Origin of the sequence: Streptomyces sp. NPDC093065, assembly GCF_044754585.1 — a bacterium.
Taxonomy (GTDB): domain Bacteria; phylum Actinomycetota; class Actinomycetes; order Streptomycetales; family Streptomycetaceae; genus Streptomyces.
Window position 1 is genome coordinate 256,759 of the sequence record NZ_JBIVPJ010000005.1, and the last position, 24,093, is coordinate 280,851.

17 protein-coding genes are annotated in these 24,093 nt (G+C 68.7%); 8 read left to right on the forward strand and 9 right to left on the reverse strand.

What is annotated here, in order from left to right; all coding sequences use genetic code 11:
• Positions 1 to 22: 22 nt before the first annotated feature.
• Entirely contained in the window at positions 23 to 2,545 is a 2,523-nt protein-coding gene (locus tag ACIQFU_RS11955; protein ID WP_402550743.1) for a molybdopterin-dependent oxidoreductase, read from the reverse strand.
• 110 nt (positions 2,546 to 2,655) lie between these two features.
• Entirely contained in the window at positions 2,656 to 3,378 is a 723-nt protein-coding gene (locus tag ACIQFU_RS11960; protein ID WP_042799411.1) for a CTP synthase, read from the reverse strand.
• 744 nt (positions 3,379 to 4,122) lie between these two features.
• Between ACIQFU_RS11960 and ACIQFU_RS11965 the strand changes: the two genes are divergently transcribed.
• Both ACIQFU_RS11965 and ACIQFU_RS11970 read left to right on the forward strand, forming a co-directional pair.
• On the forward strand, positions 4,123 to 5,688 hold the full coding sequence (locus tag ACIQFU_RS11965; RefSeq protein ID WP_402550744.1) for an MFS transporter: 1,566 nt from the start codon (positions 4,123 to 4,125) through the stop codon (positions 5,686 to 5,688).
• Positions 5,689 to 5,756: 68 nt separating this feature from the next.
• Positions 5,757 to 6,158 (forward strand): helix-turn-helix transcriptional regulator, encoded by a 402-nt coding sequence (locus ACIQFU_RS11970; RefSeq protein WP_161270343.1) that lies wholly within the window; start codon positions 5,757 to 5,759, stop codon positions 6,156 to 6,158.
• 75 nt (positions 6,159 to 6,233) lie between these two features.
• On the opposite strand, the gene aepY is transcribed toward ACIQFU_RS11970, so the two are convergent.
• The 4 genes from aepY to ACIQFU_RS11990 form a co-directional block, all read right to left on the reverse strand.
• Positions 6,234 to 7,337: a phosphonopyruvate decarboxylase gene (gene aepY / locus ACIQFU_RS11975; protein WP_402550745.1), complete on the reverse strand. Its 1,104-nt coding sequence runs from the start codon at positions 7,335 to 7,337 to the stop codon at positions 6,234 to 6,236.
• On the reverse strand, positions 7,334 to 8,029 hold the full coding sequence (locus tag ACIQFU_RS11980) for a DedA family protein (RefSeq protein WP_153176562.1): 696 nt from the start codon (positions 8,027 to 8,029) through the stop codon (positions 7,334 to 7,336). The genes aepY and ACIQFU_RS11980 overlap by 4 nt, the downstream gene beginning before the upstream one ends.
• An 83-nt stretch (positions 8,030 to 8,112) precedes the next feature.
• Positions 8,113 to 9,153, reverse strand: coding sequence for a ketoacyl-ACP synthase III family protein (locus tag ACIQFU_RS11985; RefSeq protein WP_402550746.1), 1,041 nt, complete (start codon positions 9,151 to 9,153; stop codon positions 8,113 to 8,115).
• 26 nt (positions 9,154 to 9,179) lie between these two features.
• Positions 9,180 to 16,253 carry an SDR family NAD(P)-dependent oxidoreductase gene (locus ACIQFU_RS11990; RefSeq protein ID WP_402550747.1) on the reverse strand — a complete coding sequence of 2,358 codons (7,074 nt, stop codon included), beginning with the start codon at positions 16,251 to 16,253 and terminating at the stop codon, positions 9,180 to 9,182.
• Between the two features lie 498 nt (positions 16,254 to 16,751).
• Between ACIQFU_RS11990 and ACIQFU_RS11995 the strand changes: the two genes are divergently transcribed.
• Together ACIQFU_RS11995 and ACIQFU_RS12000 are read left to right on the forward strand one after the other, a co-directional pair.
• Positions 16,752 to 16,913: a hypothetical protein gene (locus tag ACIQFU_RS11995; RefSeq protein WP_402550748.1), complete on the forward strand. Its 162-nt coding sequence runs from the start codon at positions 16,752 to 16,754 to the stop codon at positions 16,911 to 16,913.
• Positions 16,914 to 16,948: 35 nt separating this feature from the next.
• The gene (locus ACIQFU_RS12000) at positions 16,949 to 18,430 is read left to right on the forward strand and encodes an NAD(P)-binding domain-containing protein (protein ID WP_402550749.1); all 1,482 of its coding nucleotides are present in this window, start codon (positions 16,949 to 16,951) and stop codon (positions 18,428 to 18,430) included.
• Between the two features lie 58 nt (positions 18,431 to 18,488).
• On the opposite strand, the gene ACIQFU_RS12005 is transcribed toward ACIQFU_RS12000, so the two are convergent.
• Positions 18,489 to 19,268 (reverse strand): SDR family NAD(P)-dependent oxidoreductase, encoded by a 780-nt coding sequence (locus ACIQFU_RS12005; RefSeq protein WP_402550750.1) that lies wholly within the window; start codon positions 19,266 to 19,268, stop codon positions 18,489 to 18,491.
• A gap of 84 nt (positions 19,269 to 19,352) precedes the next feature.
• Between ACIQFU_RS12005 and ACIQFU_RS12010 the strand changes: the two genes are divergently transcribed.
• The 4 genes from ACIQFU_RS12010 to ACIQFU_RS12025 all read left to right on the forward strand — a co-directional run bounded on the left by ACIQFU_RS12010 (position 19,353) and on the right by ACIQFU_RS12025 (position 22,590).
• The gene (locus ACIQFU_RS12010) at positions 19,353 to 19,706 is read left to right on the forward strand and encodes an ArsR/SmtB family transcription factor (protein WP_402550751.1); all 354 of its coding nucleotides are present in this window, start codon (positions 19,353 to 19,355) and stop codon (positions 19,704 to 19,706) included.
• A gap of 492 nt (positions 19,707 to 20,198) precedes the next feature.
• On the forward strand, positions 20,199 to 20,474 hold the full coding sequence (locus ACIQFU_RS12015; protein WP_016325497.1) for a DUF5988 family protein: 276 nt from the start codon (positions 20,199 to 20,201) through the stop codon (positions 20,472 to 20,474).
• 55 nt (positions 20,475 to 20,529) lie between these two features.
• Positions 20,530 to 22,125 carry a methylmalonyl-CoA mutase gene (locus tag ACIQFU_RS12020; RefSeq protein ID WP_402550752.1) on the forward strand — a complete coding sequence of 532 codons (1,596 nt, stop codon included), beginning with the start codon at positions 20,530 to 20,532 and terminating at the stop codon, positions 22,123 to 22,125.
• A 42-nt stretch (positions 22,126 to 22,167) separates the two neighbouring features.
• Positions 22,168 to 22,590: a cobalamin B12-binding domain-containing protein gene (locus ACIQFU_RS12025; RefSeq protein ID WP_359734383.1), complete on the forward strand. Its 423-nt coding sequence runs from the start codon at positions 22,168 to 22,170 to the stop codon at positions 22,588 to 22,590.
• Positions 22,591 to 22,679: 89 nt separating this feature from the next.
• Here ACIQFU_RS12025 and trxB read toward each other — a convergent pair whose 3' ends face one another.
• Positions 22,680 to 23,672 (reverse strand): thioredoxin-disulfide reductase, encoded by a 993-nt coding sequence (trxB, locus tag ACIQFU_RS12030; RefSeq protein WP_402550753.1) that lies wholly within the window; start codon positions 23,670 to 23,672, stop codon positions 22,680 to 22,682.
• Entirely contained in the window at positions 23,669 to 24,082 is a 414-nt protein-coding gene (locus ACIQFU_RS12035) for an arsenate reductase ArsC (protein ID WP_402550754.1), read from the reverse strand. Before ACIQFU_RS12035 ends, trxB begins: the two co-directional genes overlap by 4 nt.
• Positions 24,083 to 24,093 lie beyond the last annotated feature (11 nt).

Consider the following 24,093-nt stretch of genomic DNA (forward strand, 5'->3'; position numbering starts at 1 on the left):
ATGTCTGTGCTCGGTGATGAGTTCAGGCTTTGACGACCCGGCACGCGAAGCACTTGAAGGCCTGCTGGCCGGACAGGTTGTCGTAGAAGCGGTCGTCGGGCAGGGTGTTGGCCGCCTCGTAGCGGGGGTCGTCGAAGAGGTCACCCTGCTTTTGGGCCGGCCCGAAGGTGTTGGGGACGAACACGGTGTCCGCTCTGATCCCCTCCCAGAGGAGTGCGGTACCGGTGACCGATCCGCGAGGGCTCTCGACGGTCACCTCGTCGCCGTCGGCGATGCCGGAACGGCGTGCCGTGTCGGGGTGGATCTGGATGAAGCGGATGCCGTTGAGCTGCTTGCCGGTGGGTGTCCAGTGGGTCACCTCGGCGAAGTGGACGACGCTGGGCCTCCCCGTCATGCCCATGAGCGGGAAGTCACGGTGCACCGCGTCGCTTCCGGGGACGCCCAGGCGTACGGGATGGGTGACTGCCTGGGGATTGATGGGGTTGGTGACGAACTTGCGGCCGTAGGACAGGGTGGGGTTCTTGCCGGTGACCTCGGGGTGTGTGTAGAAGATCGGCAGGGCGCTGTGCCCGGTGACGGTCAGTTTCTTCTCCAGGGCCGGTGTCGAGATCTCGACTTTGCCGCTGGGGGTGAGGAAGCGTTTGCCGCGGTTGGCCGGGTCGAGTGACTCGGCCGCCTGGTACCAGCTGGGGTGGTCCAGGTAGAGGGTGCTCACGCCGGGGTGGTCCTCGGTGGGGCACGGCCAGCGCAGCGGCTCGGTGCGCTGTCGCATCCTTGCGCGGGTCATTCCGCCCACGCCGGGGGTGTGGGTGACGAAGTCGTCCCACAGTTCCCGGTAGTTCATCCACCGCTCGGGAAACGCCGTACGCCACTCGGCGGCCGGCCGACGGCTGTCGAGTTCGGCCAGCGCGTGCGCGAGCCCGACCCAGATCTCCCAGTCCGGCCGGGACTCGCCCACCCGCTCGACGGCCTGGTCCTGCCAGCGAATGGCCCGGTCGTCGCGGCGCATGTAGACGCCTTCCATCTCCAGACCACTGCAGACCGGCAGGATGATGTCGGCGTAGTACGCGGCCTCTTCCATGAACAGGCCGGTGTAGACGTAGAAGTCGAGTTGCTCGAAGGCCTTCTTGACCTTGGTCGTGTTGGCCGAGGACACCAGCGGATTGCCCTGGGTCACCACCGCGCGCAGTCGGTAGGGGTTGTCCGTGAGGATGGACTCGGCGAAGTAGTCCGGGCCGACTGGCAGCGCCGCGCGCCGCTCGGGTACGTCGGCGTCCAGGGGCGGCAGGTGCAGGTCGCCGGGCCACGTGTTGTGCATAAAGTTGCAGCCGCCGCCCGGCTGCCCGATGTTGCCCGTCACCGCAGCCAGGAACGTGGCCACCCGGTAGGTGTCGAAGGCCCCGAGCTGGTGGGAGATACCCGCGTTGCAGAAGATCGCCGCCGGTTTCGCCGTCGCGTACTCCACCGCCATCTTGGTGATGACATCGGCCTTGACTCCGGTTACCTTTGCCGCCCACTCGGGGGTGTACTGGTGCTTCGCGAGATGCTCGCGCAGCTCGTCAAAACCTGCTACCCATCGTTTGACGAACGTCTTGTCGTACAGCTTCTCCTGCACGATGTGGTGGAGCATGGCGAGCAGGAGCGCGAGGTCCGTGTGCGGCTTCGGCGCCACCCAGCGGTCGGCGGCGGCTCCTGTGGGCGTCAGGCGCGGGTCCACGACCGTCAGGGTCGCGTTGTTCTTCTTGCGGCCGCGCAGGAGGTAGTCGAAGGTGACCGGGTGGGTCTCGGCCTGGTTGGTGCCCAGGAACAGGTAATGGCGTGCCGAGCCGAGGTCGTCCTTGCCGGTCGCGCCGTCGGTCCCGTACCCGTTGGTGAAATTGCCGAGTCCGAAGGTCATCGCAAGGGCGTTGCCGCCGGCGTCGTTGCAGACCGGGCCGACGTCCGTGTTGTTGGGGCTGCCCAGCATCGCGAACATGCGGGCCACGAGAGATCCGGTGCCTCGGGGCATCCGGCCGGTGGTGCGGTTGGCGATGGTGTGGGCCTGGCCGGCGTCCCGCAGCGCCAGGAACTTCCTGGCGATGGTGTTCAGGGCCTCCTCCCAGCTCACCGCCTCGAACTTGGAGTGCGGGGAGCCCTTCGCACCGGAGACGCGGCGAAGTGGACGGGTCAGCCGCTCGGTGTTGTAGACGAGCTGCGGCATCAGCTCGGCTTTGACACACACCTGTCCCTGCTGGACCGGGTCACCGTCCTCACCTCGCACGGCCAGTACACGGCCTGCTTTGAGGTCGACGTTGAGCCGGCAGTTGGAATTGCAGAACTGGCAGGCGGTGGCGACTGTCTTGTCAGGGGTCAAGGCGGCGGACTGGTCGGTGAAATCCGCGCCGGACCGGCCGCCCGTACCGGAAGGTTCTCCCGGGGAGCCTGCGGCATCGGCCGCGTGTGCAGAGACCACCGGAAGCAGGACGGGCGTTCCAAGGCCTGCACCGCCGACGACGCTCCCGCGGACGAAACCGCGCCGGGACAGGCCGTGCTGATCGTGCTTCATGAAGACGTGGGGATCCTTCCGCCTGGTGTGGGGTACGAGGCGGGCATGGCGGTGCCCGGGCCGTGCGGGTACGCCGCACGGCCTTGTCTGATGCGGATGTGCCGTGGTGATCAGGGTGTGGGCATCGGCAGGGCGCCGGCGTCGGCCTTCGCCCGTACGGCGGCCAGAAACGCCTTGAGGATCTTGTGTTCGCTGCCCGGGGCCGACGAGAGCTCGGGCTGGAAGAGGCTGCCCAGGAAGAAGGGGTGCCCGGTGATCTCCAGGGCCCGGGGCGCGCCGTCGCCGTCCCAGGCGCTCAGCTTCAGTGAGCCCTGGTTGGCCGCGTTCATGAAGGTGTCGGTCAGCCCGTAGTCGCAGTGGAAGATCTCCTCGACCTCGGTCGTGCCGTAGATGCCGGCGAGCCGGGAGTTCTCCTTGACAGTCAATGGAGCCTTCTCTCCGCGGAAGGAGCACTTCAGCGGCGTGACGAGAGGCATCAGCTTCTCGGGGTCCTCGTCGACGCCCTCTGCCTCCGGGAGGTGGAGCACGTTCTGGGCGTGTTCGATCAGGGCGCTGAAGAATCCGCCGCAGGTGCCCAGGAAGGGCAGCCCGTTCTCACGGGCGTGGCGCACGGCGACGTGCACGCCCTTCTGGTTGAAGTACGGGGCTCCCGGCACGACCCATATGCCGTCGAAGCCGTCGACAACCGAGGCGTCGTGTATGTCGGTGGTCGGTATCCATTCGGTGGTCAGGTCCCATTGCTCACGCATCGCGTCGATCCTGGGGTGGGACGGCTCGTCGTGATTGCCGCGGTCTCCCACCAGGGCAAGGCGTGGCTGTGCAGAGACTGACATCGTTTTCCCTTCAACGGTTCAGGAGGGCGAATCCGTCTCGCCTGTGACGGTTCCAGCCCAAGTGGCGCGGCAGAACGCGTGCCGTGCGTTCCGCTGCGCGGGTGTGGTCGTGCCTGGGGTGATGTCAGGACCGTGCCGCCACGCACGGGTCCCGTGAGGAAGGAAAGGTGGGGAACTACCGCCGTGTGGACGGCTGGGCTGTGAGTTGTTGCCTACTGGATGTGCGCATGTCTGCCAGCCCCCTGGTGTGCCCCGTGTGGGAGCCCTCTGCAGGCCCCCCGTGCTGCTTCTCGCTCAATTTATCGATGGCGGTCAAAGTATTCGAGGGTTTCCGGGTCGGCCTGGAAACGATCACGCCATCTCTGTCGTTCGACGGGACTGCCGCTGCGCCGGCTGTCAGCGGCGGTAAGGAGGCGCTCTGACCAGCCGTGTCGGTGGCACTCCGGTGCCTGTGGATCGGAGGGGGTGGGGGAGTCCCGCTCGACGGTGATCCGTCACCGTGAGTACTGCCGTGCACGCCAGTGCGGTGAACGGAACCTCGCGTACCGGATCGTTGGAGGCCGTATGAGTTGGCCGGATCCGGCGCACAAACCCGGCCGTTATTAACAGTGATGACTGTTGATAGCGATGAATGCTGTTTAGTTTGGGCTTGGCTGATGGCCGGCCTGCTCGTCATTCCCCCGTACGACGGCCGGCCACAGCCGCTCCCCGGGACTCCAACCAGTTGCGTTTGAGGAGAAGCAAGTGAACAGCTCCGCCGGCCATCCGCGCCGATGGCAGATCCTGAACATCCTGTGCCTGAGTCTCGTGTTGATCGGCCTGGACACCCTGATCCTGAACCTGGCGCTGCCCAGTATCCAGAAGGACCTGGATGCCACGAGCAGCCAACTGCAGTGGATGGTGGACTCCTACGCACTGGCATTCGGCGGACTGCTGCTCATGGCCGGCGGCTTGTCGGACCGGTTCGGCCGCAAGAGGCTTCTCTCCGTCGGTCTGGGTGCCTTCGCCCTGACCAGCCTGGGCGCCGCGTTCGCCTCCAACGCCGAGATGCTGATCACTTTCCGGGCCCTCATGGGCATCTCGGCGGCGCTGATGATGCCCGCCACCCTTGCCATCATCAAGGATGTCTTCCCGCGCGAGGAGCAGGGCAAGGCGATCGGCATCTGGTCGGGCGCAGCCGCGGTCGGCGTGCCGCTGGGCCCGCTCGTCAGTGGTTTGCTGCTCGAACACTTCTGGTGGGGATCGATGTTCCTCATCAACGTCCCCCTCGCGGCCATCGCCCTGATCGGCGGAGCCAAGCTCATCCCCGAGTCCAAGGCCGAAGGCCACCCCGGACTGGACCTCGTCGGCGCCCTTCTCTCGGTGGCGGGGCTGGTCGCAATCGTCTACGGCCTGGTCGAAGCCCCGCACAACGGGTGGGGCGACATCATCACCCTCGGCTCGCTGTTCCTCGGCGTGGTGCTGATGGTCGCCTTCGTTCTGTGGGAACGGAAGACGGCCCATCCGATGCTCGACGTCGGCCTGTTCCTGAACGCTCGCTACGGCGGGGGCGCCCTGGCCATCGCTTGCACCTCCTTCGGCCTCTACAGCGGCCTGTATCTCCTCACCCAGTACCTGCAGTCGGTGCTCGAACTCGACCCCCTGGGCGCGGGCCTGCGCATGCTCGCCATCGGCACGATGATGGTCGGCGCGCCGCTGTCCGCGAAGCTGGTGGAGCGCACAGGGTTGAAGACGACGGTGGTGGTCGGCCTGCTGCTGTGTGCTGCAGGACTCGGTGTCCTGGCCGGGCTCAGCGTCGACGACGAGGCGCAGGCACTGATCGGCTTGGCCGTGTTCGGCCTGGGCATGGGTATCGCGCTGCCCGCCGCCGTGGATGCCATTCTGGTGGTCTCCGCCGCCCGTCAGGCGGGCGCCGGGTCGGCCGTCGCCGATGTCGGTATGCAGGTGGGCGGTGCGCTGGGCATCGCGATCAGCGGCAGTGTGATCGCCACGCTGTACCGTGGCGACCTGCCGCAGGCGGCTCAGCTGCCTGGTGAGGCCGGAGAAGCGGTACACGAATCCCTGGCCGGTGCTTCCGCGGTGGCCCAGCAACTCGGCGGCGACACGGGCCGGCGCGTGCTGGACGCGGCGCAGCAGTCCTTCGTGGGCGGGTTCACCGGCACGCTGCTGATCGCCGTGGGTGTCGCGGCGGTCGGTGCTCTGGCCGCCGCGTTCATTCTGCCCCGAGCCCGAGTTGCCGACGAGGACGGCACAGCCGAGTCCGAAGCCGCCGCCCCCAGTGACAGCGCCGACGCCGCCGCCACGTCCTGACGACCGGGGAGCGGACAGTGCGTAGGATCGACTCCACAGCCCGGCCCGCGGGTGAGAGGGAGGTGGCGATGGCCCGGCCATCGAAGCTCAGGGTAGCGGTCAGTGATCCTGACCAGTGGCTCAGCGAACGCGAGCGGGCACAGATGCTGGCACCGAAGCTGCGGGCCTTGGCTGACGAGACGCGACTGACGCTGATCCTGCTCATCGCGCAACGTCCCCGCACCGTCAAGGAACTGCAGGAGGCCACCGGCTTGAGCCAGACGCTGGTCAGCCATCACCTGGCCCCGCTGCGTGAACAGAACCTCGTAGAGGCGATTCCCAAGGGCCGCAGCAATCAGTACGTGATGTGCTGTCAGACGTTGGCCGAGCCGTTGCGCATGTTCGCCAGCCTTGCCGCCATGGATCCTGAGACGGTTGCGGCTTGCCTTCAGACGGGGGCCGGACAGCCGGCTGCGGCGCAGGGCGCCTGAGCCCGCCTCTCGCCACAGGGGGCCGTGTTCCACGCGTCTGCGTGGAACACGGCCCCCTGTGGCGTGCCGCCCCTGCTACTGCTGCAGATCGTTCTGGAAGCGGTCCCGGATGTCGAGCGTGCTGAGGGCGTTGGTCGCGCGGGGCGGGATCGCGCCCGTGCGAGGCAGCGTCTTGATACAGATCAGGTGCGGGCCGGGAGCGGCCTGGGCTCGCAGCATCGCGGCCCGCACGTCCTCCTCCCGGTCACAGACGGCCGCGTCGGTGTATCCGGCGGCCTTCGCCATCTCGGGGAACGAGGTCGTCGCCGAGGTTGTCGCCTGTCCGCCCGTCGACTCGTGCACCCGGTTGTCGAGTACGACATGGATCAGGTTGGCAGGCGCCTCGCTGCCGATCATCGACAGGGCGCCCAGGTGCATCAGCAGGGCTCCGTCTCCGTCCAGGACCACCACGGTCCGCTCCGGTTGGGTCAGCGCCACGCCGAGGCCGATGGAGGAGGCGTGGCCCATGGAGCCCTGCATGTAGAAGGTGCTGGGCGTGTCGGCCACGGCGAAGGTGTCACGGCCGGTGAATCCGGTGGTGGCGACGACGGCCGCCTGCGGCGCGGCAGAGGTGACGATGCGGATGGCTTCCGCGGCGGGCAGTCCCTCGGTGTGAGGGGAGTTGGCCGCCGCGGCCTTGCCGATGGCGCCGCGTTCAACCAGCACGAACGGCGCCCGCTGCTCGGCGAGGTCCTTTTCCGCCTTCTCCAGGACCGCGGAGAACTCCTCGACCCCGTCCTGCGCGTACAAGGTGTGGTGCGGGGTGTCGACGCTGTCGAGAAGGCCGGGAGTCGCCGGCCCCATCACGGCGTGCTGGGGTTCGTCCGTTGCGGGGTCGGGCCAGCCCCGCAGGCTGGTGAAGGTCAGGATCGGCAGCTGGTAGGTCATCACCAGGGAAGTGAGCGGATTGATGAGGTTGCCCAGACCGGAGTTCTGCAGCATCACGTAGGCGCGCTGCCCGCCCAGGGCGGCGCCGGCGGCCACGGCGAGCGCGCTGCCCTCGTTCGGGGCGGGTACGTAGCGACCGGGCTCGGTGCTCAGGTGCGCGATCGGTCCACCGAAGTGGGAACAGGGAACGCCGCTGGCGAGGGTGAAGCCGCGGTCGGCCAGGAGGTCGCAGAATTCTTGTGCCGTGATCATGGACGGGGCAGCTCCGTTTCGGGGGTGGTGGACGGCGTGACGGGCATCTCCTGGCCCGCTGCGGGCGCGCTGCGGGCGCGGCGTCGCATCTTGATGCCCTCGATGATGATGGGAATGCCGGAGATGAGCACGATGCCGATGACGATGCCTTCGATGTTGTCGCGGACGAAGGCGACTTGGCCCAGGTAGTAGCCGACGAGAGTCAGGCTGACCGACCACAGCACCGCACCGATCACGTTGAACAGGAAGAACGTGCGGTACGTCATGCGCCCGATGCCGGCGGTGATGGGGATGAAGGTACGGAAGACCGGTATGAAGCGGGCCATCACCAGGGCCTTGGGACCGTGCTTGAGCATGAACTGCTGGGCCCGCTCGGCATTTTCCTGTTTGAAGAAGCGGGAGTTGGGGCGGCGGAAGAGAGCCCCGCCCACTTTGCGGCCGAAGGCGTAGCCGAACTGGTCGCCCAGGACGGCGGCTGCGGCGATGGCGAGCATGACCAGCCACAGGGGCTGGTGGAGGAACTGGTCGTTGGCCACAAGCAGCCCCGCCGTGAACAGCAGCGAGTCGCCGGGCAGGAAGAAGCAGACGATCAGGCCGGATTCGGCGAAGACGGTGGCCATGATGCCCAGCAGACCGAAGCCGGAGATCAGGGCCTCGGCGTCGAGCAAGGGTGATGAGGCGAGGTTTTGCACGCGTGCCCCCAGGACGGTGGTGCGAATGAGCGGACATGCCGCCTGCCGGCCCCGTCGCGGGACCGGCAGGCGGGCGGGGTTGATCAGCCGGCGGCCCAGTCGGGCCGCTGGTCGATGCGTACGACGGCGCAAGTGATGGACACCCCGCCGCCATGGGCGACGATCAATACGTGGTCGCCCGGGCCGACCTGCCCGGTCTCCACCAGGTGCGTCAGGCCTACGATCTGGTCGTTGACCGTCATGTGGCCCAGGTTGCGACCGAAGTCGAGCAGGCCCTGGTCGGGGGAGAGGCCCATGGGGTCGAGGATGACCTTCAGGTAGCTCTCCTGGCCGGTGAACACGTGGCAGACCCTGGTGACGTCGCCCGGTTCCAGGCCGGCTTCGGCCAGGGTGCGCAGGGCGATCTCCGTGCGCAGCTCGCCCTGACGGCGCACGACCTCGGCGACGGTCTCCTCCAGCCCGCCGGCGGCGGCCAGACGCTCCTTGAAGTCCATGCCGCGGCCGACCGTCAGCGACGGGGGGAAGAGCGGTTCCGTACCACGGTACTGCTCCTCGACCTCCGCCGTGGAGCCGGTGTTGATGGACAGGAGGCTCGCGAAGCCCTCGGACTTCGACAGCAGGATCGCACTGCCCCCGTCACCGAGCACCCCGTTCTGGATGCCGAAGGCCCACCGGTTGAAGTTGGGGGTTCCGACGTTGTCGGCGCCGGTGAGCAGAGCGGCGCTGCGTTCGGGTACGGCCTGGAGGTAGCAGGCGGCCAGCTCCAGTGAGCCGATCAGTCCGCTGCACGCCTGCCAGACACGGAAGGAGGGCACGTCGCGGTCGGTCAGGTGACGCAGGATGTAGTGCTGTGGGGACCAGCCTTCGGGGCCCTGTTCGTGCCCGCAGGCGTGGATGTGGAAGTCGATGTCGTGCGGGTGCAGCGCGGAGCGTTCCATGGCCTGCCGGGCAGCGGCGACCGCCATGTCCGGAGCGGGCATGTCGTCGGCGACGGCGGCGCCGGTCCATCCGTAGAACTCGTAGTCGTCGGCGTCGTACAGACCCAGCGCGACGGCCTTTCGGGCGTCGACGATCTCGGGGATGTACGTGCCCAGCCCGGCGATGCGGATGTCAGTGGTCTTCATGAAGTCGGTCCTCGTCCCTCGCTCGGTCAGGCCGAGGCGTCTGCGGAGTTCAGTTCGTTGGCCAGGGCTTGGGCGACGGTGGTGATGGTGCCGTCCTTGAGGAGTTGCACCATGGGGAGTTTGACCTGGTAGCGGCGTTCGACGCGGTTGCGGAGTTCGACGGCCATGAGGGAGTCCATGCCGAGCCGGTTCAGCGGCCGGTTGATGTTGACCCGTTCGGGCCGCAGCCCCATCACGACGGCGACCTCATGCTTGAGGAAGTCGAGGAGCTCGTCCGTGGGAGGCGTCTGCGCTGCTTCGGAGGCTTGTGAGGTGTCGGCATCGGGCAGGGACGGTTCAGCGGCCGCCGGGGCCGTGCTTTCGTGGCTGGCCTCGACGGATGCGACCTCGGCCACCGGAGGTGCACTGCCCGCCGCCGCAGCTACCGCGGAGTCGTCCGCCTTGGTGCCGGACTCCTCCTCGACCGGCTCCAGCTCGTTGGCCAGGGCTTGGGCGACGGTGGTGATGGTGCCGTCCTTGAGGAGTTGCACCATGGGGAGTTTGACCTGGTAGCGGCGTTCGACGCGGTTGCGGAGTTCGACGGCCATGAGGGAGTCCATGCCGAGCCGGTTCAGCGGCCGGTTGACGTTGACCCGTTCGGGCCGCAGTCCCATCACGACCGCAACCTCCTGCTTGAGGAAGTCGAGCAGTTCGCTGCTGGGTGCTGCTTGTACAGGAGCAGTGGCCTGCGGTGCGATCTGGGCAGTAGCTGGGGGCGCGGCGAGCGCCGCAGAGGCGGGCGGAGCCCCGGCTGGCGCGGATGCGACACGACGGGACACGTCAGGATCGGCGACCTGGGACGACGGGCGGGGTTTGGCGTCCTGCTTCTCAGAAGCGGGAGCCGGATACGCCGACTGATCGCTGTTGGTGAGGTGCTGCACCAGAGGGGCAGCAGCGGCGCTCGGGTAGGCGTGGGCCCAAGCCCGCCAGTCCGCTGGCAACACCGCCGTGTGGAGCCTGCCTTCGGCCAGGATCCTGCCCAGCATCGATAGGCCGTCGTCCGGGCTGAACGAGGTCATGCCGTGCGGCAGCAGCGTGCGCTCCTCCTCCTGTTCCTTGCGCGCCACCATTCCGACGCTGTCCCAGAATCCCCAGTTGACGACTGTGCCGGAGAGGCCCTGGGCGTGCCGGTGGTGCGCCAGCGCATCGAGGAACGCATTCCCTGCCGCGTACCCGCCCAGCATCGGGGAGCTGAGGAGTGCGGAGCCGGAAGAGAACAGGACGAACGCCTCGACCGACTCCTCGCGCAGCAGCCGGTGCAGATTCCACGCCCCAGAGACCTTCGCCGCCAGGACTCGATCCATCTCGGCGCCGCTCATGTCACTGAGCAGGGTGTAGTCGATGACCCCGGCCGCGTGGAACACCCCACGCACAGGCGGCATCCCCGCGCGGCGTCGCGACTCCAGCATCGCCCGCATGGCCGGGGCGTCGGCGACGTCCACAGCCTTGTACGCCACGTTCACCCCGCGCTCGCGCAGTTGCCGGAGCACGGCGACGGCGGCGGCCTGCGGATGAGATTCGTTCACTACCGCGTGCTGCTCGGGCAGGGCACTGCGGCCGGTGAGCAGCAGGTGGCGGGCGCCCTGGTCGGCCAGCCACAGAGCCAGCTGTCCGCCGATGCCGCCCGCACCTCCGGTGACCAGGTAGGTACCGTCGGCGTGAACGGTGACTGAGCGGCCGCGTGGGCCGTCGGCCGTGACGGATGGCTGGCCGAAGGACAGCACGATCTTGCCGGTGTGCCGGGCCTGGGCGATCAACCGGAAGGCGTCGGCGGCCTTCTCGACCGGGTACACGGTGTGCGGCAGTGCCTCCAGCGCGCCCTCGTCGACCAGGGCGGCAGCGGCCCGCAGCACACGTCCAGCGCGTTCAGGCGCGTGTTGGATCATGTGCACGACGTCGATGGCGTGGAAGGAAAGGTTGCGGGCGAAGGCGCCCAGCGGCAAAGCGTTGTTGTCGAGGATGTCGCGTTTGCTGAGTTCCAGGTAGTGCCCGTACGGGGCCATCAGGGACAGGTTCGCCTCGATGGCGTCCCCGGCCAGGGTGTTGCAGATGACGTCGAAGCCCTCTGCGACAGCCGGCTTGAAGGCGTCGGCGAAGGCAAGGCTTCGGGAGTCGGCGACCTGTTCGACACCGAGCTCGGTCAGCAGCTGCCGCTTGGCGTCACTGCCGGCGGTGGCGAAGACGCGGGCTCCCTTCCAGCGGGCGACGTTCAGCGCGGCCCGGCCGGTGCCGCCGGTGGCGGTGTGGATGAGTATCTTCTGGCCCCGTTCGAGGCCGGCCATGTCGTGCAGTGCGTGATAGGCGGTGAGGTATGCGGCCGGCAGTGTCGCGGCCTCGGCTGCGGTCAGCCTGGCCGGCTTGGGTGCCGTGAGGCAGGCGCGGGTGACGACCTCGGAGGCCAAGGCCCCTTCGGCGAAGGCGATGACCTCGTCGCCCACGGCGATGTCGGTCACGCCGGAGCCGGTCTCGCTGACCGTGCCGGCGCACTCCCAGCCCATCACGGGCGGCCTGTCGTCCTGTCCGGGATACATGCCCAGGCTCAGGAGCACGTCGCGGTAGTTGACCCCGGCGTGGCTGACCTGGATACGGACTTCGTCCGTGGCGAGGCCGCGCCCGGGCGCCGCGGTCAGCTGCAGGTCGTCGATGACGCCGGGTGCGGGCAGTGACAGCGCCTGCGGCGGAGGGGCGGCGGCCGCCGCGGGGCGCAGCCGGGCTGCCAGGCGCCGGCCGTTGCGCCACGCGACCTGATTCTCCTGGTCGGGGTGGAGCAGTTGCTCCACCAAGGCGGGCAGACTGGCCGGGGAACGATCGAGGTCGACCAGGCGAGGGTTCAGTGCGGGTGCCTCGGCAGCCAGCGTGCGGCCCAGCCCCCACGGCATGGCCTGGAAGGGATGGCTTACCCGCTCCCCCGTTCCGGTGGCCTGGGCGAGTTGGGTGACCAGCCACAGCGGGGGGTGGCCGAGCGGTTCCTTCTCCAGGGACCTGGTCAGGTGCAGGATGCTGTGCGCGGCGAGCACCTGGGTGCGGTGGATCTCGGTGGGTGTGGCGTCCAGGCCGGTCTGGGCGTCAAGGGCCCACAGGTGGATGATGCCGCGGCAGGCACCGTAGCGGGCGACATCGGCCAGGACCTCGCGGTAGTGCTCTACCTTGGCGGGGTCGATGCGGTAGCGGTCGCCGCCCCCGGCCAGCTGGCCCGCGCCGGCGGTGACGGCGACGACGCGCTGGCCGCGGCCGTTCAGTTCACGCACCAGGGCGCGCCCGGTGGGCCCACTGTCGGTCAACAGCAACCAGAAGCCGTCGGGGTCAGTGGTGCCCGTGGCCGGGGTGGGAAGGGGAGCTTCGTCCCAGGTGAGTGTGTGCAGCCAGGTGTCGTGGTCGCCGCCGGCCGGGACGGCCGGGGAGCCGGGGGTGCGGGATGGCGTCACGGAATCCTCGGGACGGGGGTTGAGCAGGGCGGGAGCGTGGCCGGCCAGGTATTGCAGGCGCAGTCCGCGCATCTGGGCGATCAGACGGCCGTCGTTGGCGCGGATGTCGATGTCGGCGGTGAACGAGTCCTCGCGCGGGGACGGCAGCAGCCTGGCGTGGCTGAACAAGGAGGCGGGCGGCTGCTGGTAGAAGCGGACCTCGTCGATGCCGCCGAGGACGAAGACGCCTTCGTCACCGGGGGCAGTCAGCTCACGGGCAGCGGCCATGGCGTGTCCGCTCGCGTCCAGGAGAGCCGGGTGGAAGTGGTGGTGGGCGAGTCCGTCGACGAGCGCGGCCGGGCAGGACAGCTGAGCGAGGACCTCGCCGTCGGCGCGCCACAGTTCGGTGATGCCCTGGAAGGTGCCGTTCCACTGGTTGCCGCGGGCGGCGTTCCACGCGTAGAAGTCGCCGGCGTCCTGGTGCTGGGGCAGGCGGGCACGAATGGACTGGAGCGACTCGCCCGGTCGGGGAGTGTCGCCGGCCACCGCGCGAGCAGTGGCTTCGGTGTGCAACACCCAGTCGTCGGTGGCGGATTCCCGGCTGAGGATGCGGCAGTGCAGTGAGGAGTCCGGGCGCGCAGTGACAGTGACCTGGACCTCTGGTGCGGGCCCGTCCTCGTCGAGGAAGAGGGCCCGGTGGTAGTGCACCTCGCTCACCGACAGCGCTCCGGATCCCAGTTCGGTGCGTGCGGCGGCGCTGACGAGCTCCAGGTGGGCGGTCCCCGGCAGGATGATGGTGTCCTGGATGCAGTGGTCGCGCAGGTAGGGGTGGTCAGCGAGCCGCAGTGCGCCTTGCCAGATACGGGTCGTGCCCTCGGTGGGTGACGGCTTGCCGAGCAGCGGGTGCGTCGCGTGCTCCCTACTCGTGGCGGGCTCGGCAGGCGCCGCGGTGGCGGCCGCGGGACGGGCTGGGGCGGGGCTGATCCAGTGGCGGGTGCGCTGCCAGGGATACGTGGGCAAGGCCACGTAGCTCCCGTCGGCGGTCAGCTTGCCGAGGTCGAGACGGGCACCGGCTGTGTGCAGGGCGGCCGCGGAGGTGAGCAGGGAGCCGCGTTCGTCCGAGTGCCTGCGCAGGCTGCCGACCGCGGTGGTGTCGGCGCCGGTGGCCATGCGGCTGGTCTCGCGGATTCCTGACACGAGCAGCGGATGAGGACTGACTTCGACGAACACGGTGTCGCCGAGGTCGAGCTGCCCCTGTACCGCGCCGACGAAGTCGACCGGTTGGCGGATGTTGCGCACCCAGTACTCGGCGTTCATGCCGGAGCCGTCGATGACCTCGTTCAGCAGGGTGGAGTGCAAGGGGATGGTGCCTGCCCGCGGTGTGAGGTGGGACAGCTCGGAGAGCAGGTCCTCCTGAAGAGCGTCCATCTGCGGGCAGTGCGACGCGAAGTCCACGTTGACCCGCCGGTTGTCGACACCGCGCGCGTCGAGGCCGGCCAGTACCTGGTCGAGAGCCTCACCATCACCGGACAGGAGGGTGGAGGTGGGGCTGTTGATGGCGGCTACGGCCACCGTGTCCTCGTGACCGACCAGCGCTGCCGCTGCCTCGTCGGAGGGAAGAGCGACCCAGGCCATGGTGCCACGGCCGGACAGGCGCTTGGCCAGTCGGCTGCGGCGGCAGATCACCGCGGCGGCGTCAGCGAGCGACAGAGCGCCGGCGATGTAAGCGGCGGCGGACTCACCCATGCTGTGGCCGATGACCACGTCCGGTTCGATGCCCCAGGAGCGCCAGAGTTCGGCCAGGGCGATCTCCATGGCCCAGAGGGTGGGCTGGATGACGTCGAGTTCCTTGAGCCGCTTTTCGTCCGCCGAGCGCAGCAGCTCGATGACCGACCAGCCGTTCTCCGTCCTGATGGCGTCGTCGCAGTCCCGCATGGCCTGGTGGAAGACCGGCTCGGTGTCCAGGAGCTCGCGGCCCATGCCTGGCCACTGCGAGCCCTGTCCGGGGAACACGAACGCGACCCGTGGCGTCGCGTCGGAGTCGGTGTAGTCGCTGAAGGACAGGCCGGGCTCGTTGTCGCCGTCGGCGAACCCCCGCAACGCGGCGGCGGCCTCGGCGTGGCTCTCGACGGGAAGGGCGAGGCGGGCATCGTGAGCGGTACGGCGCAGCGCCGCGGAGTGGGCGATGTCCCGCAGCTTCTGGCGCGCGCCGGGGCCTTCGAGGTGGTCGGCCATGCTGCGGGCTGCTTCGGACAGGGCTTCGGGGCTGAGCGCGGACAACACCAGCAGCTCGCTGGGCGCGTCCGGCTCTGTGTCCCGGGCGGTGGTGCGCGGCTCGGGGGCGGCTTCGAGGACAAGGTGGGCGTTGGTTCCGGAGAAGCCGAAGCTGGAGACCCCGGCGATGGCGGGCCGGTCCCGCTGCGGCAGAGGGGTGGCGTGGGTGGGTACGGCGAGTGGCAGGTTGGCCCAGTCGACGGCGGGGTTGGGGTTCTTCAGGTGCAGGTTGGGCGGGATCGTCTTGTTTTCCAGGCACAGCACGGCCTTGATGAGACCGGCGATTCCGGCGGCTGCCTCGGCGTGGCCGATGTTGGTCTTCACTGAGCCGACCAGGCAGCGATCGTCCGAGGCCCGGGTGCCGACGATGTCGGCCAGGGCCTGCAGTTCGACCGGGTCGCCGACGCTGGTGCCGGTGCCGTGGGCCTCGATGTAGTCGATGTCGGCCGGGTCCACGGCGGCGTTGGCGTAGGCGCGGCGCAGCACGTCACGTTGGCCCTCGACGGCGGGCGTGACCAGGTAGCCACTGCTCTGGCCGTCGTTGCCGACGGCGGACCCGCGGATGACCGCCCGGATGCGGTCGCCGTCGGCGAGAGCGGCCGACAGCGGCTTGAGGATGACGGCCCCGATGCCGTCGCTGCGGACGAAGCCGTCGCCCGAGGCGTCGGCGAACTTGCAGCGGCCGTCGGAGGCGAGCATGCCGGCGCCCGAGTAGACGACCCCCTCTTCCGGCAGGAGTACGAGGTTGACCCCGCCGGCGATCGCCAGGGGGCACTCGCCGAGCCGGATTGCCTGGACGGCGTTGTGGACGGCCACGAGCGCGGAGGAGCAGGCGGTGTCGACGGTGAAGCTGGGTCCCCGCAGGTCGAATGCGTAGGACAGACGGCCGGAGGTGATGGCGCGGGCGGCCGCACCGGTCATGGCATACAGGTCGAGCTGATCGCGGTCGTCGTACTGCAGATGCCAGTAGTCACCGCCCAGCTGGCCGATGAAAACGCCCGTGTCGGTGCCCGCGATGCGGGGCAGGGGCTGACCCGCGTCTTCGAGGGCTTCATAGGCGACCTCCAGGAGGAGCCGCTGCTGGGGGTCCATGCGGTCGGCCTCCCGGGGGGAGATGCCGAAGAATTCCGCGTCGAAGGCGTCGATGTCGTGGAGCAAGCCGCCCCACCGGCTCACCGTGCGGCCGGGCGTGCGGGGCGTGGGGTCGTAGACGGCGTCGACGTCGTAGCGGTCCGGCGGGATGTCCGTGATGGCGTCGCGGCCCTGGAGCAGCATGTCCCAGAGTTGTTCAAGGCTGGTGGCGTCGGCGAACCGTCCGGCCATGCCGATGATGGCGATCGGTTCACTGGCAGTCCCAGCCGCGCGGGTGGAGTCGTGAGGCATGAATGTCCTTCCGGGCATGACGAAGCCGTTCACTGGTGAAGCAGCACGGAAGGATCTGCGGTGCGGGCGCGGCAGACCGGCAGCTGGGCCGGTCCGGTGGCGGGCGATCGCACCGAGGACAGAACGAGAGTGAGGCGGGAAGGATCCGGTCCGTCGGCTGAGCGGTCATGTGCGGGGCGAGCGCACTTGACCGTTCACGGGCCGGGCGCGGCTATCGGCACAGCCGCTGCTTCCCGATGCCGCTGTGGCACTGGGCGGTTGCCCTGGTGCCGCTACCCCCGCTGTTTCGACATGTATCGAGATTGACCCGGCGTGGGTCGCCCGCGCAACGCGGCGCGAGGTGACGCTCGTCACACCGCGGCAGGCTGTGGCGTGAGGTTGACATTCATCGAAGCAGGAGTGAAGGTGGAACTCTGATTCGTTGTTTATCTATATAGGCGGTTGTGATGCGCTTGCTTCGCGTCGCCCTCCGAGCCGCCGCGACAGGAGCCGCTTGCGATGAGTGATTCCATCGGCCTCGACGCTGAGCAGACCGGCTCTTGCTGTGCCGCGATCGCTGAATTTCGGCGGCGGGCTGCGGAGCGCAGCGAACAAGACAAGCAGGCGGACACCGCAGAGGATCTCGCGGCTTCCTCGTCCGATCCCACGCGAGATGCCTGACTGCCGCCCTTCCCTTCGTGAAAGGACACCGCACAGTGGTTGACCTCGGCTCCGACCGCCTCCCAGTCGCCGTGATCGGCGCCGGCCCCGTCGGGCTGGCTGCTGCCGCGCACCTGGCCGAACGCAGCGTCCCCTTCGTCGTCCTGGAAGCCGGAGACGCTGCGGCGACAGCCGTGCAGGCCTGGTCCCACATCCAGCTCTTCAGCCCATGGGAGTTCAACACCGATCCCGCTGCCCGCCGACTGCTCGCGGCCGCCGGCTGGGAGGAGCCTGACGCGTCTGCCCTGCCTACGGGCGGGGATCTCGTCAAGCAGTACCTCCAGCCGCTGGCCGAGCTTCCCGCGCTGGCTTCCCACATCCGCTACGACGCCGAGGTCACCGCCATCAGCAGGCTGGGCATCGACCGTCTGCGCACCGCCGACCGGGACACGGCCCCGTTCGTCCTGCGCCTGGCCGACGGTGAGGAAGTGCTGGCGCGCGCCGTCATCGACGCCTCGGGCACCTGGCGTCAGCCGAACCACATCGGCGCGAACGGCCTGCCCGCCCACGGCGAGCAGGACGCCGCCGCCTGGATCAACCACGGCCTGCCCGACGTGTTCGGAGCGGACCGCGACCAGCACGCCGGCCGTCACACCGTCGTGGTCGGCGCCGGCCACTCGGCAGCCAACACTCTGCTGGCCCTGGCCGAGCTGGCCGACACCGCACCGGGCACCACCATCACCTGGGCCATCCGCGGCGCCGACCCGGCCGGCTCCTTCGGCGGTGGCAGTGACGACGAGCTGCCCGCACGAGGCGCCATCGGCTCCGGCCTGAAGATGCTCGTGGAAACCGGCCGCGTGACTCTTGCCGCCAACTTCCGCACCCACGCCGTCCGCCGCCTGGGCGACGACCCCTCGCGCGACCAGGTGGAGCTCGTCTCCCGGGACCTGGACGGCACCGAGCGAAGCCTTACCGCCGACCGGGTCGTCGCGGCCACCGGCTTCAGGCCCGACTACCGCATCGTCGACGAGCTGCGCCTGGAGCTCGACCCGATCATGTCCGCGCCCCGCGCCCTCGCCCCGCTCATCGACCCCAACCAGCACTCCTGCGGAACCGTCACCCCGCACGGCTACCGCGAACTGGCCCACTCCGAACCGGGCTACTACACCGTCGGCATGAAGAGCTACGGCCGGGCTCCGACCTTCCTCATGCTCACCGGTTACGAGCAGGTTCGCTCCATCGCCGCCGCGCTGGCCGGTGACTTCGAAGCGGCTCAGTCGGTCGAACTGCAGCTGCCCGAGACCGGAGTGTGCTCGGTGACTGCCGGGGGAGAGGCCCTCGCCCTGCGTCTCGGGTTGACCAAGGATCAGCACGAGCAGCTTCTCCACGTCACAGCGAAGCATCTGGGCACGTCGGCCACGGCTTCGGACGCCGTGCTGTCCGCCGCGACGGAACTCGGCATCGACCACACCGCGGCCCTGCAGCTGGCCGCCTACGCCGCCGACATGTTCGACGCGCCCGGCGCCCAAGGCTGCTGAACCGCCCCGACGGGTCGCCCCTCCCCGTCTTGGGGAGAGGCGACCCGTCGGCAGTCGGTCAGGTGGTGCGGTGAACCTTGTGCTGCGCCGCCTGTGCTCTGGGGCGGACCACCAGGAGGTCGATATTCACGTGCGGCGGCCGGGTCACCGCCCACGTCACCACGTCGGCGACATCATCGGCGACCAGCGGGTCCGGAACACCCGCGTAGACGGCGTCCGCCCTGTCCAGGTCACCGCGGTAGCGATTCAGGGAGAACTCCTCGGTGTGGACCATCCCCGGAGCGATCTCGACCACCCGCAAGGCCTCCCCGCACACCTCCAGACGCAGAGTCTCGGCCAGTACGTGGGCGCCGTGCTTGGCGGCGCTGTAACCGCCCCCTCCTTCGTAGCAGGTGAACGACGCGGTGGACGAGATCACGACCACCACCCCGTCACCAGAGGCTCTCAGAGCCGGCAGCAGGGCCTGGGTCATGTGCAGGGCGCCGACGACATTCACCTCGTACATCGACCGCCAGTCACCAGGATCGGCGTTCTCGATGTGCTCCGTTCCGTAGGCCCCACCCGCATTGTTGACCAGCACGTCACACGCCCGAAACTGGGCGGCGAAGGCGAGGACGGCCTCCCGGTCGGTCACGTCCAGGGGAAACACCTGGACCGTTCCCCCGTCGTTTCTGATCTCCTTGGCGACGGCCTCCAGGCGGTCGGCCCGGCGGGCTGTCAGGACGACCTCGAATCCCTCGCGAGCCAGCGCCCGCGCCGTTGCCGCCCCGATGCCGCTACTGGCTCCGGTGACGACGGCCGTCCTCGTGCGAGCTGCCCGTGTATCGGCGGTACGCATGCTTGTCGTGCCCCCAGTGCTGATTAGATGCTCATCGAATCAATCGATCTTGGCAGGAGAGGAAACGAGTGTCAACATAGATGCATGTCGAAGCTAGCGCAGTTGGCGGCCACCGCCTCCGCTCCACCGTGCTGCCCGTCCCTCACGGACCGGGAGCTCACCGATGAGGAGGCCGAGGTCACCGCCGTCATGTTCAAGGCGCTGGGTGATCCGGTGAGGCTGCGGCTGTTCTCCAAGGTTGCTTCCCACCCTGACGGGGAGGCCTGTGTGTGCGACATCGCCGACGTCGGCGTTTCCCAGCCCACGGTCAGCCATCACCTGAAGAAGCTCCGTGAGGCCGGCCTGCTCCTGTCAGAGCGGCGCGGCACCTGGGTCTACTACCGGCTGGCTCCGTCGGTGCTCGCTGCCCTGTCCGGAATTCTTACCGCCCGCGACTGATCCGCGTCTCGGCGTGTCCGTCGCACCTGGTCTGTGCGGCTGAGGTCTGCCGCGCCATGTGATTTCTGCGTGCTGTGCATGCCCCGGCCCGAAGTGGCGCCCCATGCGGCCGGCGGTCCGTCGAGGGAGGTGGCTCACTCTTCGTGCTGCCTGCTCCTGCGTCTGCCCCGGCTGCGCTTCGAGGCGTGTTGGCGTGCCTTGAATCTCCTGAAGGCACCATCAGTAGTCCCCAAGAACTCGCTGCACTTGGGCCCTGGCAAGTGGTTGACACCCGCCATAGATCGACGCCAAGCTAATCCTTAATTCGGCAACAGTCGATATAGCCTAGTCGCGGCCGGCTCCATGCGGCGCCCTCGTGGCCACCACGTTCCCTGGCGCACTGATGCGCCCGGGACCTCCGCACCCTCCAATTCGGCAGTGCCACCTGTCGGGCTGCCCGCTCCCCCCGCCGGTACGGCTGTTCACAGTGCCCTTGCATGAGAGGACTCGCACATGACCAGCACCATCCTCACGACTGCTCAGGCCCACTCCAACAACATCCTGCGAAGCGACGGCGACCGTGCTGCGGAGCCCAACATCTTCCTGGCAGGCGGGAAAGATATTCCCGAGGACCAGCGGATGCACGAGGTGGAACCGCTCACGGATCGGGTCAAACTCAACGTCGAGAACCGCTACGAGCACTTCGAGGCCACGTCAGAAGTGCGAGAGGTCGACGGGCGCTCCCTGCGTGTCTACGGCTGGATCTATCGGACGTACGTAGCCGAGTAGCAGGCCAGTCACGTGAAGGGCGGGGCGAATGTCTTCCAGGAAGGATCCCCTCAGAATGGCGCGCGAGTCGGCCAGTGCTCGGACCAGCGAGTCCGGGCTGCCCATCGAACCGGTCTACGGGCCCGACGCCCTGACGGACTGGGACGCGGCCGACAAACTGGGCGAGCCCGGGACGTACCCCTTCACCCGGGGCGTGTACCCGTCGATGTACACCGGCCGGCCGTGGACGATGCGCCAGTACGCCGGTTTCGGTACGGCGACCGAGTCCAACGCCCGGTACAAGCAGCTGATCGCCAACGGCACCATGGGCCTGTCGGTCGCCTTCGACCTGCCCACCCAGATGGGCCACGACTCCGACGCGCCGATCGCGAGCGGCGAGGTCGGCAAGGTCGGCGTCGCCATCGACTCCATCGACGACATGCGCGTGCTGTTCGGCGGCATCCCGCTGGACAAGGTCTCCACGTCGATGACGATCAACGCCCCGGCCGCCCTGCTGCTCCTGCTCTACCAACTCGTCGCCGAGGAGCAGGGCGTGAGCGCGGACAAGCTCACCGGCACGATCCAGAACGACGTGCTGAAGGAGTACATCGCGCGCGGGACGTACATCTTCCCGCCGAAGCCCTCGCTGCGGCTGATCGCGGACATCTTCAAGTACTGCAGGGCCGAGATCCCGAAGTGGAACACCATCTCGATCTCCGGCTACCACATGGCCGAGGCGGGCGCCTCGCCCGCGCAGGAGATCGCGTTCACCCTCGCGGACGGCATCGAGTACGTGCGCACGGCGGTCGCGGCCGGCATGGACGTGGACGACTTCGCGCCCCGCCTGTCCTTCTTCTTCGTGGCCCGTACGACGATCCTGGAGGAGGTCGCCAAGTTCCGCGCGGCCCGCCGGATCTGGGCACGGGTGATGAGGGAGGAGTTCGGCGCGAAGAACCCCAAGTCGCTGATGCTGCGCTTCCACACCCAGACGGCGGGCGTGCAGCTGACCGCCCAGCAGCCCGAGGTGAACCTGGTCCGGGTCGCCGTGCAGGGCCTGGGCGCGGTCCTCGGCGGCACGCAGTCGCTGCACACCAACTCCTTCGACGAGGCCATCGCGCTGCCGACCGACAAGTCCGCGCGCCTGGCCCTGCGCACCCAGCAGGTGCTCGCCTACGAGACGGACGTGACGGCGACCGTCGACCCCTTCGCCGGCTCCTACGTCGTGGAGAGGATGACCGACGACGTCGAGGCGGCGGCGCTGGAGCTGATGGGCAAGGTCGAGGACCTCGGCGGCGCGGTCAACGCCATCGAGCACGGCTTCCAGAAGAGCGAGATCGAGCGCTCCGCCTACCGGATCGCCCAGGAGACCGACTCCGGCGAGCGGGTCGTGGTCGGCGTCAACCGCTTCCAGCTCGACGCGGAGGAGCCCTACGAGCCGCTGCGCGTCGACCCGGCCATCGAGGCCCAGCAGGCGGAGCGCCTGGCCGGGCTCCGCGCGGAGCGCGACCAGCCGGCGGTGGACTCGGCACTGGCGGCCCTGAAGAAGGCGGCCGAGGGCGAGGACAACGTCCTGTACCCGATGAAGGACGCGCTGCGCGCCCGCGCGACGGTCGGCGAGGTGTGCAACGCGCTGCGGGAGGTCTGGGGAACCTACACGCCTTCCGATGGTTAGGACGGGCGGCCCAATCCGTGCCTCAGTGTTAGGAGTTCATTGATGCGGTTGTTACCGCTGCGGGTTGTCGTGGCCAAACCCGGCCTCGACGGTCACGATCGGGGGGCGAAGGTTGTCGCACGAGCTCTGCGCGATGCCGGTGTGGAAGTCATCTACACGGGTTTGCACCAGACGCCGGCGCAGATCGTCGCCACGGCAGTCCAGGAAGACGCTGATGGCATCGGACTGTCCGTACTGTCCGGAGCACACATGACCGCGTTTCCGGAAGTCGTGAAGCTGCTCCGGAAGGAGGAGGCATCGAACATTGTCGTCTTCGGGGGCGGCATCATTCCCGAGGACGATGTTGCGAGCCTCCTTGGAGGGGGCGTCGCGGCGCTGTTCACGCCGGGGACTTCGATGGCGACGGTCGTGGACTGGGTGACGAATCATGTGGGCGCGGGCAGACTTCGAGCCGACCGGGTTTGACGCCACCTGCTCCCGCCGGCGGGTAGGCCGGGCTTGCTGAGGCCCCTCTTCCAGCGGAGGGGCCGGCGAAGCTTGCTGAATGCAGGAGTTCAGCTACTGACGACTGCGAGAGCCCTGTCCGGTTCGGCCCGCTCGGCGCGCCCTTGCGCGGCAAGATGGCGCGCGGCGTCCAGGGCCGCCGCGCAGCCGGAGCCGGCGGCGGTGATTGCCTGACGGTACGTGTGATCAACCACGTCTCCGGCACCGAACACACCGGGGATGTTCGTCCTGGTGGAGGGAGAGGCGACCCTCAGGTAGCCCGAGGGGTCCAGCTCCAGCTGTCCGCGGAAGATATCGGTGCGCGGGTCGTGGCCGATGGCGATGAAGAGGCCGGTCGCGGTCAGCTCACGCTTCTCGTTGGTAAGGGTGTCGCGCAGGGTCATGCCGGACAGCATGCCGTTTTCCTCGTGGAGCGCAGCGACCTCGCTGTCGAAGGCGAAGGAGATCTTGTCGTCGGAGACGGCGCGGGTCTGCATGACCTGGGAGGCGCGCAGGGTGGAGCGCCGGTGTACGACGGTGACCGAGCGGGCGAAGCGGGTGAGGAAGGTGGCCTCTTCCATGGCGGTGTCGCCGCCGCCGACGACCACGATGTCGCGGTCCCGGAAGAAGAAGCCATCACAGGTCGCGCACCAGGAGACGCCCCGCCCGGACAGCTCGACCTCCTTGGGTAGGCCGAGCTTGCGGTATCCGGAGCCCGTGGCGACGATCACCGTCCTTGCACGGTGGACGGTACCGGCGGTGTCGGTAACGGACTTGATGTCACCGGCAAAGTCGACGGCGACGATGTCGTCGTCGAGCATGTCGGCGCCGAACCTTTCGGCTTGGGCCCGCATGTTCTCCATGAGCTCGGGGCCTTGGACACCGTCGGGGAATCCGGGGAAGTTCTCGACCTCTGTCGTGGTCGTGAGCGAGCCGCCGACGAAAATCGCACCACCGAAGACCAGGGGCTTGAGGCTGGCGCGGGCAGTGTAGAGCGCGGCGGTGTAGCCGGCCGGGCCCGAGCCGATGATGATGACGTCGCGCACGCTTGTGGTGGTGCTCATGACCGCGGCTCCGGGGCGATCTCCTTGATCAGGCCCTCGACCAGCACCTTGATCTCGTCGCGGATCGGGCGGACGGCCTCGACGCCTTGGCCGGCGGGGTCGTCCAGCGTCCAGTCGAGGTAGCGCTTGCCGGGGAAGACCGGGCAGGTGTCGCCGCATCCCATGGTGATACAGACGTCGGACTCCTGGACCGCGTCCACGGTCAGCATCTTGGGCACCTCGGCGGAGATGTCGATGCCGACCTCACGCATGGCCTCGACGGCGGCCGGGTTGACGCTCTCGCCCGGGTTGGATCCGGCGGAACGGACCTCGACGCGGTCCCCGGCCAGGTGGGTCAGCCACGCGGCCGCCATCTGGGATCGGCCGGTGTTGTGGACACAGACGAACAACACGGAGGGGTTGTCGGACATCAGGGCGTCTC

Excerpts from the sequence above, each read along its gene's own strand:
- ACIQFU_RS11955 (WP_402550743.1), bottom strand. The coding sequence starts at position 2,545 with ATGAAGCACGATCAGCACGGCCTGTCCCGGCGCGGTTTCGTCCGCGGG.
- ACIQFU_RS11960 (WP_042799411.1), bottom strand. The coding sequence starts at position 3,378 with ATGTCAGTCTCTGCACAGCCACGCCTTGCCCTGGTGGGAGACCGCGGC.
- ACIQFU_RS11970 (WP_161270343.1), top strand. The coding sequence starts at position 5,757 with ATGGCCCGGCCATCGAAGCTCAGGGTAGCGGTCAGTGATCCTGACCAG.
- aepY (WP_402550745.1), bottom strand. The coding sequence starts at position 7,337 with ATGATCACGGCACAAGAATTCTGCGACCTCCTGGCCGACCGCGGCTTC.
- ACIQFU_RS11985 (WP_402550746.1), bottom strand. The coding sequence starts at position 9,153 with ATGAAGACCACTGACATCCGCATCGCCGGGCTGGGCACGTACATCCCC.
- ACIQFU_RS11990 (WP_402550747.1), bottom strand. The coding sequence starts at position 16,253 with ATGCCTCACGACTCCACCCGCGCGGCTGGGACTGCCAGTGAACCGATC.
- ACIQFU_RS11995 (WP_402550748.1), top strand. The coding sequence starts at position 16,752 with ATGAGTGATTCCATCGGCCTCGACGCTGAGCAGACCGGCTCTTGCTGT.
- ACIQFU_RS12005 (WP_402550750.1), bottom strand. The coding sequence starts at position 19,268 with ATGCGTACCGCCGATACACGGGCAGCTCGCACGAGGACGGCCGTCGTC.
- ACIQFU_RS12010 (WP_402550751.1), top strand. The coding sequence starts at position 19,353 with ATGTCGAAGCTAGCGCAGTTGGCGGCCACCGCCTCCGCTCCACCGTGC.
- ACIQFU_RS12015 (WP_016325497.1), top strand. The coding sequence starts at position 20,199 with ATGACCAGCACCATCCTCACGACTGCTCAGGCCCACTCCAACAACATC.
- ACIQFU_RS12020 (WP_402550752.1), top strand. The coding sequence starts at position 20,530 with ATGGCGCGCGAGTCGGCCAGTGCTCGGACCAGCGAGTCCGGGCTGCCC.
- ACIQFU_RS12025 (WP_359734383.1), top strand. The coding sequence starts at position 22,168 with ATGCGGTTGTTACCGCTGCGGGTTGTCGTGGCCAAACCCGGCCTCGAC.
- trxB (WP_402550753.1), bottom strand. The coding sequence starts at position 23,672 with ATGAGCACCACCACAAGCGTGCGCGACGTCATCATCATCGGCTCGGGC.
- ACIQFU_RS12035 (WP_402550754.1), bottom strand. The coding sequence starts at position 24,082 with ATGTCCGACAACCCCTCCGTGTTGTTCGTCTGTGTCCACAACACCGGC.